Raw genomic sequence first — 11,226 nt, 5'->3', positions numbered from 1 at the left:
CCGACTGCTTGTTGGCGCTACTTGAACCAACGCCGGTACACCGGCCCGCGCAGCTTGAACTGCGCCCACATGGCGGGGTAAATGATGTAGTCGAGCCAGCGGCGGCCGGTGCTGAACGTGATATCCTCCACAATAACGCTGCCGCCGCCCGGCGCGGGCTCAATGAGGTGGCGGTGTCGCCATTGCCGCAGCGGTGCGGGTAGCGTTTGACCCTCATCCACAAAGTAATGCGTGCCATCGGGCAGCACGCCGTTGTCGGTAATGAGCGAGGTCCAGCGCCAGCGCTTAGGGCCGACTTGCAGCTCGATAATAACCGTGTCGCCGGTGTTATTACCGTCGTAGCGAATCAAATGGAACCTAGGGAATGGCGGGGCCAGGGCCACGAAAAGCTCGCGGGTGAAGCCCGCCATGACGACGGCCGGCGGCTGGGCCACGGAAAAACGGAGAAGCAGGTGCATAGGAAGGGGTAGGCAGGCCCAATGGGAGCCGGGGCGGTAATTTGGTGGGCCCGCCCGCCGCTCACTTACGGGCTGGCGCAGGAAAAGTAAGCCGGCGCCCGCCGGGAGCCCTTGTATGTCAGACGAACGCACGCCCCGCCCTTCACCCGGCACCCCCACCGAACTGCAGCAGCTGGAAGCCGCCCTGGCGGCCGGCGTCATCACGCCCGAGCTATTTGCTACGCTTAGTGCGCAGCTGCGGGCCGCGGGGCCGGTCGCTCCCGTTGCGCCGGCTGCCCCTGAGCAGGCCACCACGTCTGCGCCCAGCAGCAGCGAGGAAGAATTGCCGTCGTTGCTGGCTATGTTCGACCAGCCGCCTGCTGTACCGGCCCGACCGCCCGTGCCGCCTGCGTCCGCTAGTCCAGCCCGCCCACCCGCGCCCCTACCCGAGCCACCTACACCCGCTAGTCCGGCGCGCGCCTCGGCTGCCGATGCCGCGGCGCGCCAGCGCATCGAGGAGCACCTGGCGCAAATGCGGCAGCAGCCCGCTGCCGAGCCCACGCCGCCAAAACCCACGCCTGCGCCCCCGCCAAACTTTTATTCGGAGCCGGCCACGCCCAACTTCTACCCGCCCCACCCGCTGGTTGAAGCGGCTAGTCCGCCGCCCGCCCGCCCAGCAGCAGCACCCAAAGCCAGCGCACCGCCAGCCGAACCCACCGCGGGTGGGGCGGGGCGCTGGCTTTGGGTGCTGCTGCTGGGCCTGGCCGTGGCGGGGGCGCTGGCCTACTTTTTCACCCAGGCCAGCCACCCCGACGAAAGCCTGACCAGCCCTACTTTGCCGGCGGCCGAGCCGGCGCCTACCGAAGCTGCCGCACCTAAGCCAGCTGCAAAGAGTAAAAAAAGCACTAAAAAGAAGCGTAAAACCAAAGCGGTAACTCCCGTCGCCGCAACCAGCGAAGCTGAGGCAACGCCCGAAGAGGAAACGGCGACCAGCCCGCCGACTACCGCCACTGCTACTGCCACCGCTGCTACTTCGCCAGCCAGCGCTGCGCCCGCCGCCAGCCGGTCCATTCCGGCCGCGCCCGAAGCCAGTGACGACGCGGCTACCACCAAGGTGCGCGAGGTGCTGGCCGCCTACTACGCCGACTTGTATGCGCCGCCGCTGCACGCCGACCAGCACTTTGCGCCACAGGTCGAGCGGCTCTACATTCAACAGAACCTGACGCCCGCTGCCATCGACGCCGAGCTGGCGCGCAGCTTTTTTCCGGACAATCAGCAAGCCGTGGCCCAGATTGAGCCCGGCACCCTGCGCGTGAGCACGCCCGCCGCCGATGGCAGCCGCACGGCCACATTCACCGAAACCATGCGCCTCTACCGGGTATCGCTGCGCAAAAACCAACAGTTGCGTACCAAGGTGCGCGTGCGGTTCAACGCAGATTATCAGATAGCCTATATGCGGCAGGAAAAGCTGCTGGCCAATACGTTTGAGTAGCTGTAGCGTGGGCTTTTAGCCCGCGAGTTTCTACCGCTAGCACTCGCGGACTGAAAGTCCGCGCTACTTGCCTAGGGAGCCGATTTTGGGCTGAATCTGGATGATGAAGCGCTTGTTTTTAGCTTCTTCGAGCAAGCCGGTGTAGCGGCCCACGCCCTTGAAGCCGCTGCCGGCCGCCACCAGCTCCAGGTTGGTGGGGAAGCGCAGGCCGGCGCTTTCCCAGAGGCGGATGACCTCCATGGCGCGGTTGTAGCTGAGCTGGCGCACGGCTGCGCCGTCGAGGTTGCGTGGGTCGGTGTCGGGCAGGGTCGGGTTTTTGGCGGCGCGGCCCTCTACTACCACGAGGTACTGCACGTTGTCGGCGCGGTCGAGGGCCTGCATCTGGCGCAGCAAAAAGCGCCCGGCTTCAATGAGCGGCTGGCGCGCCTCGGCCGGCAGGTCGTAGCGTTGGGCCTGAAACTCAACCGGAAAATTGAGCTCGTAGCGCTTGTAGCGCTGGTTGTAGGCAAAGTAGCGCGGGTCCTCAAGGCGTTTGAGCGCAGCGCGGATTTCGTCTAGCTTCTTCTTTTCCTGAAGCTGCATTTCGAGCCGGTGCTTGGCTTGCTCCAGGCCGACGTTCTTGTCCTGGAACCGCTTATAGCTCAGCACAAACAGCACGAGCATAACCAAAAACAGCGCCGTCATCAGGTCGACGTAGCTGGGCCAGAAGAAGTTGTTACGGTCTTGCATCGCGTTAGCCCACCATGCGTTGGAGCCAGTTGCGCTCGGTGAGCTTGGTGAGCAGGGCGTTGGACTGCGCTACCTGCTGCATCAGAGCCAGTTGCATATCCTTGTCGGCCGCGATGCGAGCTTCCAGGCTTTGCAGGGCGCGGGCCGTTTGGGCGGCTTGTTTTTCCTGAAGCTGATTGAGTAGCTTTTGCTGGGCCGGTAGCTCGCTGAACGGGCTCAGGTACTGCACAATGCGCTCGTACACGTTCTCCTTGTTGAGCGTGCGAAAATGGTCTTCGAGCACGCCGGCGGCTTCATCAGATTCTTTGGTGAGCACGGCCATGCGCTGGCGCATCACGGTGGCTAGCTTGTGGTAGCTCTCGTCCATAAAGGCCTCGCCCTGCCGAGCCAGGCGGTCCATTTCGGCCTGGTTCTGGCGGAAGAATTTCAGCTGCGCCTCTACCGTGCCCGCGTGCTGCTGCACCAGGGCCGGCACTTGGTTGAGGCCGTTTTCGAGGCCGCTGAGGCGACCTAGGAGGCTGGTGAGACTAGTGGCCACCTGCTGGCCGTTGCGCAGCGTCTGGTTCAGTTCCTGCTGGTAGGCCAGGAAATTTTCGAAGTGGTGCGCGCTCTCGGCCACCTTGTCGAACACCCGAATGCTGGCATTAGCCATCTGGGTGTAGCCCACTTTCTGAAGCTCCTCTAGAAAGTTTTTCTGCACCGTGATGTTCTCGTTCAGGGCCCGCACGATGGGACCAAACTCGTAAATCTTGCTCAGAAATTCCTGGTTAAAGGAGTCCAGCACGGCTTTGAGCGTGCCGAGGCTGCCCGCCATATCGGAGTGCAGAATGGGGAGTAGCTGCACCTGCAAAAAGGTGTAGTAGTCGTTGCGGCGCTGCTCGCTCTGGCGCCGGGCGGCCTTGTACAGTGTGTTGCCCCACAGCGTGAGGCCTAGCCCGCAGAGGCTGCCAATCATAGCTACCGTCACGCCCCGCAAAAAGCCCTGGATGGCCGTTTCGCCAAAGCTGCCGCTGCCGCCCAGCAGCCCGGCCAGCCCCAGAATAGCCCCTAGGAAGGTGCCCATCAGCCCGATAAAGAGTGGGGCCGAGGTGCCGCTCTGCACCTCGGCATCGAGGGCCACGGCGCGGCGCTCGGCAATGCTTTGCAGGATGTCGAAGTCGGCGGTGCCCTTGTTTTTGAGCAGGTAGGCGTTGGTGCCCTGCACCACGTCGGCAAACTCGGCGGTGGCCCCGGCCGGCGCTTCGAGTACATCGACCTGCTGGCCGGTGGCCTCGTCGAGGTGGCGCGTGAGGTGCAGCGCCGCGCTAGGTGGGAACAGCGCCGCCAGCTGCGCGCTGGCCTGCCGCCCCTGCCAAAAAGCCCGCGCCTGAAACCCGATGATGAGCATCAGGACCAACCATTCCAGAATCTCCATACCCCTACTCGAAGCGCACTTTGGCGCGCTGAGTTACCTGCCAGTCGTCGCCCCGGCGGTGCACTATACCGGGTTGCTCCGTGATGACGCGGGTTTCGCTGCCCAGCGGGTAGCCGCCCACGTACTCGCACACGGGCTCGAGCACGCTGCGGTGGTCGCGCACGTGACTGGCCAGGTTGCCCGTCACGGCGAAGGTGCCCTGCTCGGGCTGCTCCTCGCTGCTCTCGATGGCAAACATGCTGTACGTGCCCGGCTGGTCGCTCAGGGCCCGCGCCGGAAAGCTGTTGTTGAACGGCGCTTCGCCCACGTACTGCGTGCGTATGCGGGGGGCGGGGGGCGGGGTAGGCGCCAGGGCCAGTGGTTCGGGTTCGGGCTCGGGGGCTACTGGCGGCGCGGCGGGCGCGGGTGGCGTAGCAAGCACGGGTGCGGGTTGCGGCGCGGCGGCTACGGCGGGCGCCGGGGTGACCGGCTTAGCGCCGGTGCGCGGCGACAACTGTCGGCCTACTTCCCGCTCGATGGCCTTGGCTAGGTCAGCGGCCTGAATGCTTTTGCCATTTGTGCTTTTGGCGCTGCTGTTTTCCCAGTTTCCCTTGATGCGCTCCAGCTCGCGCCGGGTGTTGCCCAGCTTGCTCCAAAGTAGAAACACCCCCGCCAGGCTCAGCGCCGACAGCGCCAGCGAGAGCCAAAGCCACTGACTAGCTGGCGGCGTCGCTACCGACCCTAGGGAGGCTGTAGCAACCAAAGGCGCCGAAGCAGCCGTCGAGTCCGCACCAATCTGGCTCATCGGAATGTCAGCAGCTTCGGCGGGCGTAGTGTCGGCGGCCGCGGTCGCCACCGTAGTAGCGGGCTTAGCTAAGCGGTTTATTTCTGCCAGGAAATTCTGAAAAGCGGGTTCCTTCTGGCGCTCAGGGTGTTTGGCTACCAATTCTTTGCCAATGGCGGCCACCAGCGCCGGCGCATTGGCCGGGTTCTGCTGCCGCACTTTCTCAAAAACCTTGGTTTGAAACATGAAGACGTGGCTGTCTTTCGGCTTCTTGTTTTCCAGTTTCACGGCCTTGTTCAGCCCCTGCTTAAAGCCCTCAATAGAGTTCTCTTTTACGGTGGCTAGCAAGTCCGGCAGCAGCGCTTTCAGTTCTGGGTCGTCTTGGTACACGTACCGCGCCGTGGCTGCCCAAATGGCGGCTTCCGGCGCGGCAGCCCCCACAGTGGTACCTAGGGTGCCAGCCGGCTGGCCCTGGGCCAGCACCGCTTCGGGGCCGGCGGCCAGTGCCAGCAGGGCCGGCAGCAAGGCCAGCTTATACAGTTTGCGCAGCATAGTATTTCCGGTAAAGCTCTTGCGACAGCTTGAACAGCGCGTCGCGGAAGGCGAAGAAAAACAGAGACTCGGGGAGTTTGTCGCCCGGCTTTTTGCTGGCCGTTATCAGCGCGTTGTAGCCCGCATTCAGGCTATCCTTGAAGCGGCTGGTGAGGAAGCTGCGCACGAAGTCAGCATCCAGCTCGATGTTGAGGCGGCCGAGCAGGTCCTGCACGCCGTCGTCGCGGTCCTGGGTCAGGAAATCGAGCAGGTTGCGGGCGTTGGCCAGCACGCCCTCGCGCAGGTCGCCGGCCTCGCTCACCAGCACCGGCCGCCGGATGGTGGCTACGGCATCGGGTGCGGGCGCGGCGGCGGGGTCAAGGGGGGCAAACACTTCGTTGCCGGGCAGCACAAATTCGAGCTTGCTCAGCATGTCGCCTAGCTCGGCGCCCCGGTTGCCGGGCGCGCCTTGCATGAGGCGCTCCAGCTCCAGGCCGCCGTTGCCGTCCCAGCGCAGGGTGCTGCCGTTGGCGGTGGCTTCTTTAGCATCTTTCACCAGCGCCAACTCAAAATCGTGGGGTACTTGCAGGCCGCTGGCAAACTCCAGCACCCGCTGAGCAAAGCGTTTGATGGTGCCTAGGTTGGGGCTGAGGTCGAGCAGGCGCAGGTACGTGCTGCCCTTGCCGCTGAACGTGACGTGGCGCGGCAGCTCAGTAAAGCCTCTGGCGCGGCACACCTGCCCCACGTGGTACAGAATGGCCGCGTAGTGCAGCAGCAGCAGCACCCGCATCTGCTTGGCTTCGCGCACGTGCTGGCTGAAATTCAGCTGCTCATCGAAGTTGAAGAGTAAGCTTACGAGGTCGGCCGAGCCGGTGCGCGGGTTTTTGAGGGCTGCCACAAACACCTTGCGCGCTTCGGCCGCTTGCGGGCTCACGGGTGTGTGCGCCGTGCGGCTCACGTAGTAGTAGAGCAGGCCGTTGTGCTGGCGCTGGCCATCGGAGCCGGTCAGGCCGGGGTCGCCCCAGAGCACGTCGCCGGCAAAGCGGAACGAGAACGTAGCGGCGGGCTGCAAGCCGTTGAGCAGCAGCACGTCGGTAGTGCCGCCGCCAATGTCGATATTCACCACGCTGTCGCCCTGGGTAGGTACTATTTTGCCTTCCTTCTTGAGGTAGAGGTAGGGGGCCAGCGACTCCGGAATCTTATCCAGCTGCTTATCAGTGGGGAAGCGCCCGAAGGCGCGCTCGTATTCCTGCTGCCACACCTGCTCAAAAAACGCCTGCACGCCGAAGTCCATGCTCAGCGGGTACGACCAGACAAGGCGCACCTGGTTGAGGTCGCCGCCATTGAGGGCTGCTTTGTGCTTGAGCAGCCGCAGCACCTCGCGGAAGTAGAGGCGCACCCGGTTTTTGGCGGCTTCCGCGTTGGTGCCGCCGTCGGTGTTCCACTTCAGATTAGTTTCGTAGCGGCCGTCTTCGGGCTGGTTGTACAGCTCACTGTCGCGGCTGAGGTAGAAGCCCACGTTGGCATCGCCAAAGAGCAGCGGGTCGCCCTCAGCCGCAAAGCGCGGCGTTTCGCAGGTGGCCGTGCGGATGGGAAAGCTGGTTTCAGCCCCCCGGATGCCAATAAAAGAAGGCACGAACTCGCGGTTTTGCAGCAGCGACGCCCTAGGGAAAGCCCGCACTTGGTAGCGCGAAGGCAGGTCGTAGTCGCCCACCGGCTCGGGCTGGCTCAGCAGCACGGTTTGCAGCTCGCGCTCGCTGCCGATGGTAAGGGCCTCGGCCACCGCGCCATCGGCGGCCACGGCCACGTGGGTATTAGTGGTGCCGAAGTCCACGGCAAACGTGAATTGGGTGGTGCCGCCCACGTCGGTGCGCCAGCGCGGGGCCAGCAGGCCCGTAGCGGGTTGGCTACCGAAGCCCCCGCCGCCGGCCACGCTCACTTCCAGTAAGTCGAAGTGCGTGCCGCGCACTTCGTAATAGGTGCTGGCCGGGCTGAGCGGCGAGCGCAGCTGCCGCGAGCGCGATACCACGCCGCGCAGCGCGCCGCCGGTGGCCGCGCCCAGCTCCTGCGGCCCGCCGGTGGCCGAGTACGTGAGAAACCGCAACTGCGCGGGCGCAGCGGCCGTTTCGCTCTGCTCGGCCAGCATCACCGAGTAGGCGTTGTTGTAGGCGTCGAGCGGCGGCGCAAACTTGTAGAACGGGAACACCCCGATTTGCAGGCGGGCGCTCACGCGGCCACCGCCGTAGGGCTTGTCGGCGCTTTGGCTGGGGGCCGGGGCCACTGCTTGCTCGGCGGGCTGGCCGGGGCCGGGGAGGGCGTAGCGGCGCTCGTATAGCACCGTGCGCCCGCCCGACACCGGCAGTGTCAGCTGAGCCTGCACGTGGTTGGAAAACACCGTGAGCCGCAGCTGACGGTCCAGGTCTTCGGGCTTGAAATAATCGAAATACGCCCGCTTCAGGGGCAGTAGGTAGCGGAAGGGGCGCTGCTCCAAGGTCTGGCCCGGCTCGGCCAGCACTTCCCCAAAGTAGTACTTCTCGCGGTTCACGGCGAAGGGCACTTCCACCAGCACGTCTTCGAGTAAGTCGTTCACCGTCAAGTACGGATACAGCTCGCCTAGGCCGGGCAGCTCGCGGCTACCCAGCTTTTCCTGGCCGGCCGGGGCCGCGTAGCCCACCACCGAGGTGCCATTGCCGGGCGTGCCGGCAAAGTAATTGGAGCCTCGCAAATCGAGGCCCGGCCGCAGTACCAGCGGCGGGCGCGGGTGGGCCGCCCGCAGCGCCGGGTTGGGCACGATAAACCAGTCGCTGCTGGCCGCCTGCTGGGCCTGGCTCAGGCGCCCCAGTCGGATGCCGCGCACTTCCACAGGGTTGCCGTTGTCATCGTGCCACTCCTCGTAGGGGGCCTGAAAAGCCTCCGCCGTAAGGCCCCGCTGGTCGAGCTGATTTACGCGCTGCTGGCCATTTGGCAGCGCCTGCAAGTAGGCGTACACGCTGCCCGCAAAAAACGGCTCGCGCAGCTCGCGCCGCACCGTAAACAGCCCGTAGACGTAGTCCTGAAACGGGCCGGGCCGTTCGGTCAGCGGCACCGCTGTCTGGTCGAAATACTGGCCCTGGCCGTTTTTGCGGGCCACCGGCAGCGGCTGCAACGCCGGGTGCGCAAACACCAGCGTGAAGGGTGAGGTAGCCCCCAACAGGCGGCGGTCTTGCCCATTCTTGTGCTCGGCAAAAATCAAGAACAGCGTCTCCACACCCGTAAAGTGGCGGTCGTCGGCCATATACAGGTCTAGAGTACGGCCCAGTAGCGCGGTGCGCGGGTTGGCTTGCAGCCGCTCGAGCTGCTCGGCGCGCTTCCAGGGCACGAAGCGCAGGCGGTAGGCGTCGGTGTCTTTGGCGTAGAACAGGAATTCGAGCAAATCCCAGCACTGGCTCACTAGCCGGTGGTACATGGAGTTGCCGGCCGGGTTCTTAGCCGCAAACTCAAAGGCCGCCTTCAGCAAATGTAGCTGCCCAAAAGGGGTAGGAATAGCAGTGGTGGTACGGCGGGCGTTGCCACCCGCCGGGTCCAAAATGTTCTCGTCAATCACCGTTTTGGTGATTTGGTTCGACTCCTGCCAGCCCCGGTATTGCTCGTTGCCCCCGCTGTGGAGACGTAATATCTTGCTCATAGATAATAGCTTATGTATTTTTAGAATGTCATGCTGCGGCTGCGCCTTTGCTCAGCATGGCGCTACTATTTCGGCCTTGCCAAAAATCACTTACATCCCCGGTATTTTCTCCGCTACCGCCTTGCCCAGCACTTCACTGAAGGCGTGGATGAACGCCGCCGGGCCATCGGCCGTGGCCACGGCTTTGGGTAGGGCTTTGTTGAGTTCGCCGCGCAGGTAGTCGCGCGTCAAGCCCTTGTTGAAGAAGCCGGTAGGGGTCGGCTGGCCGTTTACTACGCGGTTGAGGTGCTCGGTCGAGAGCGCGGGGTCCTCGAAGGGTACGAAAGCCCGCTCGTTGGTTTGCAACTCACGCAGCCATGCCTCAAAGCCAAACTGCGGGTCTTGCAGCAGGCGCTGCAATTGCTGGTAGAAGTCCTCATCGCGCCAGGCGCGGGGCAACTGCAAGTGGTTGGCGTAGGGTGCCTCCTGAGTGTGGGGCAGGTGGTGGCGGCACCACAGGGCCAGCAGTTGCAGCTGGGTGAGGGGCCGGGCCACGTGCCGGAAGGTCTGGCCGGGGTCCAGGGCCTTGAAATTGACTTGGCGGGTGTCCTCCTCCAGGCCGTACTCGTAGTGCAGCGGCTGGTTATTAGTTAGGTAATCAGCGGGCTGGCGCATGAAATCCAACACGGCCAGCGCGCCCACCAGCTCGATGAAGTGGGCATTGTTTTGCTGCCGGATGCCGCCCTCGTGGTTGGCCATCTGGCCGGTGCTTTGGTCGCCGAGGTAGTAGAGCGAGTTGAGCTTCTGTAGATTCTGCTGGTAGTACGACATGGCAGCCTTCGTCTTGGTAATGAAGGCGTTGGAGTCGATGGCGCTGCCATCGTCGGCCAGCAAGTTGAAGTAGGGCAGCACCGTGAGCGCCCCAATCGGAGCGGTGTTCAGTAGCTCGGCGCGGGGCAGCTTGGTGCGCGGGTCGCGCAGGTTCTTGAGCAGCAGCGGGAAGCCCGCCGCGCCCGTGCCCCCAAAGATGGACGAGATAAAGAATATCCGGTCGCCCTCGGCAAAGGAGTTGGCAAAAAACTCCAGCTCGGGCGAGGTCATCAATTGGTTGAGCACCACGCTGCCCACGTTGGGGCTGCCCTTAAAGCCCACGGTGAGCTTGCTGCTCAGGTTGGCGGGCGTGAAGAGCAGGTCGGTGAGGTAGCGGCTCTCGACGGGCATATCGTCGTAGTGCAAAAAGTCGCGGTAGCTCTCGTCCATCCCGCCGAAGTTGTAGGCGAAGGTTTCCTTCACGCGGGCATCGCGGGGCTGGTTTTCGCTGGCGGCCATGCCGGCCAGGGTTTGCACTTCGGTGGCAAAAAACTCGCCGGCCGCGGGGGCCGGGCGCAGCTGCTTGCGCAGGCGCTCGTAGGTTTTGAGCAGCTCCACGGTGCGGGTCATGTCGCCGTTTTGCGCGTCGGGGTCGATGATGATGGGCACCACTTTGTCGCAGTTTTCGACAGTGGCCCCGGCCGCCAGCAGCATCGTGAGCGAGCGGATAACGCGGGAGCCGGTGCCCCCGATACCGAAAATATATAGCTTAGGCATTGTTATTTAGCGGTTAGCTAACAGACTTATTGCTGAGTCAGAAAATAATAAATTACGGTCGTCATGCTGAACGTAGTGAAGCATCTCTATCGCTTCGTTGAACGGGTTTGGATGAAGCAGTAGAGATGCTTCACTACGTTCAGCATGACAGACGTTTTTGACTTGGTTAATTGGGCCAGCGCACCGGCGTCACTTTCGCATTCGGCGACAAGCCTTTCACCACGAACGACCATACTACGAAAAACAAGGCCCCGAACAGCGCATTCACGAAGGTGAAGCCCAGCACGTAGCGCGAGTAGGCCGACTCGCTGCCCGCCGGAATGACGATGCCTTTGGCGTCCAGCGCCTCGTACACCACCGAGCGCGCCTGAAACCAGCCTAGGGCTCCGGCCGCGATGGCTAGTACTAGCAGCATCACCAGCCAGTGCTTGGTCTGGTAAAAGGGGGTAGTCAGCACCCGATTCAGCACCAGGTAAAAAAACAAAGCCCCTATCAGCGCGATACCAAATAGCGTGGCCAGGCCCACGCCCGGGAAAATACTGTTTTCAAAGGCCTGCGTGAGCAAAGCCGGTTCGGGTAGGCCCAGCAGGGCTTCGTAGAGGGACGTAAAGAGCTGTTGAAACATACGGA

8 protein-coding genes are annotated in these 11,226 nt (G+C 63.6%); 1 reads left to right on the top strand and 7 read right to left on the bottom strand.

From position 1 onward, the window contains the following. Window positions 1–17: 17 nt before the first annotated feature. Window positions 18–458, bottom strand: a complete 441-nt coding sequence (locus ACFSDX_RS15015; protein ID WP_382314928.1) for an SRPBCC family protein — start codon at window positions 456–458, stop codon at window positions 18–20. Between the two features lie 115 nt (window positions 459–573). Between ACFSDX_RS15015 and ACFSDX_RS15010 the strand changes: the two genes are divergently transcribed. Next, window positions 574–1,929, top strand: coding sequence for a hypothetical protein (locus ACFSDX_RS15010; protein WP_382314926.1), 1,356 nt, complete (start codon window positions 574–576; stop codon window positions 1,927–1,929). 63 nt (window positions 1,930–1,992) lie between these two features. Here ACFSDX_RS15010 and ACFSDX_RS15005 read toward each other — a convergent pair whose 3' ends face one another. From ACFSDX_RS15005 to ACFSDX_RS14980, 6 genes are all read right to left on the bottom strand, one after another. Next, complete coding sequence (locus tag ACFSDX_RS15005) at window positions 1,993–2,658, bottom strand: hypothetical protein (protein ID WP_382314924.1); 666 nt, start codon at window positions 2,656–2,658, stop codon at window positions 1,993–1,995. Window positions 2,659–2,662: 4 nt separating this feature from the next. Next, window positions 2,663–4,072, bottom strand: a complete 1,410-nt coding sequence (locus ACFSDX_RS15000; RefSeq protein ID WP_382314922.1) for a hypothetical protein — start codon at window positions 4,070–4,072, stop codon at window positions 2,663–2,665. Between the two features lie 4 nt (window positions 4,073–4,076). Next, window positions 4,077–5,387 carry a hypothetical protein gene (locus tag ACFSDX_RS14995; RefSeq protein ID WP_382314920.1) on the bottom strand — a complete coding sequence of 437 codons (1,311 nt, stop codon included), beginning with the start codon at window positions 5,385–5,387 and terminating at the stop codon, window positions 4,077–4,079. After that, window positions 5,368–9,030 carry a hypothetical protein gene (locus ACFSDX_RS14990; protein WP_382314918.1) on the bottom strand — a complete coding sequence of 1,221 codons (3,663 nt, stop codon included), beginning with the start codon at window positions 9,028–9,030 and terminating at the stop codon, window positions 5,368–5,370. Before ACFSDX_RS14990 ends, ACFSDX_RS14995 begins: the two co-directional genes overlap by 20 nt. 90 nt (window positions 9,031–9,120) lie before the next feature. Next, window positions 9,121–10,596, bottom strand: a complete 1,476-nt coding sequence (locus tag ACFSDX_RS14985; protein ID WP_382314916.1) for a hypothetical protein — start codon at window positions 10,594–10,596, stop codon at window positions 9,121–9,123. Between the two features lie 166 nt (window positions 10,597–10,762). Continuing rightward, a complete protein-coding gene (locus tag ACFSDX_RS14980) occupies window positions 10,763–11,221 on the bottom strand; it encodes a hypothetical protein (protein WP_382314914.1) in 459 nt (152 codons plus the stop codon). Window positions 11,222–11,226: the final 5 nt, after the last annotated feature.

The organism is Hymenobacter bucti (assembly GCF_042681145.1).
GTDB lineage: Bacteria > Bacteroidota > Bacteroidia > Cytophagales > Hymenobacteraceae > Hymenobacter > Hymenobacter bucti.
This window is presented reverse-complemented; position numbering and strand designations above follow the sequence as displayed.

What these genes read in the sequence shown, in the direction of transcription:
- ACFSDX_RS15015 (WP_382314928.1), bottom strand. Translation starts at nt 458, where the DNA reads ATGCACCTGCTTCTCCGTTTTTCCGTGGCCCAGCCGCCGGCCGTCGTC.
- ACFSDX_RS15010 (WP_382314926.1), top strand. Translation starts at nt 574, where the DNA reads ATGTCAGACGAACGCACGCCCCGCCCTTCACCCGGCACCCCCACCGAA.
- ACFSDX_RS15005 (WP_382314924.1), bottom strand. Translation starts at nt 2,658, where the DNA reads ATGCAAGACCGTAACAACTTCTTCTGGCCCAGCTACGTCGACCTGATG.
- ACFSDX_RS15000 (WP_382314922.1), bottom strand. Translation starts at nt 4,072, where the DNA reads ATGGAGATTCTGGAATGGTTGGTCCTGATGCTCATCATCGGGTTTCAG.
- ACFSDX_RS14995 (WP_382314920.1), bottom strand. Translation starts at nt 5,387, where the DNA reads ATGCTGCGCAAACTGTATAAGCTGGCCTTGCTGCCGGCCCTGCTGGCA.
- ACFSDX_RS14990 (WP_382314918.1), bottom strand. Translation starts at nt 9,030, where the DNA reads ATGAGCAAGATATTACGTCTCCACAGCGGGGGCAACGAGCAATACCGG.
- ACFSDX_RS14985 (WP_382314916.1), bottom strand. Translation starts at nt 10,596, where the DNA reads ATGCCTAAGCTATATATTTTCGGTATCGGGGGCACCGGCTCCCGCGTT.
- ACFSDX_RS14980 (WP_382314914.1), bottom strand. Translation starts at nt 11,221, where the DNA reads ATGTTTCAACAGCTCTTTACGTCCCTCTACGAAGCCCTGCTGGGCCTA.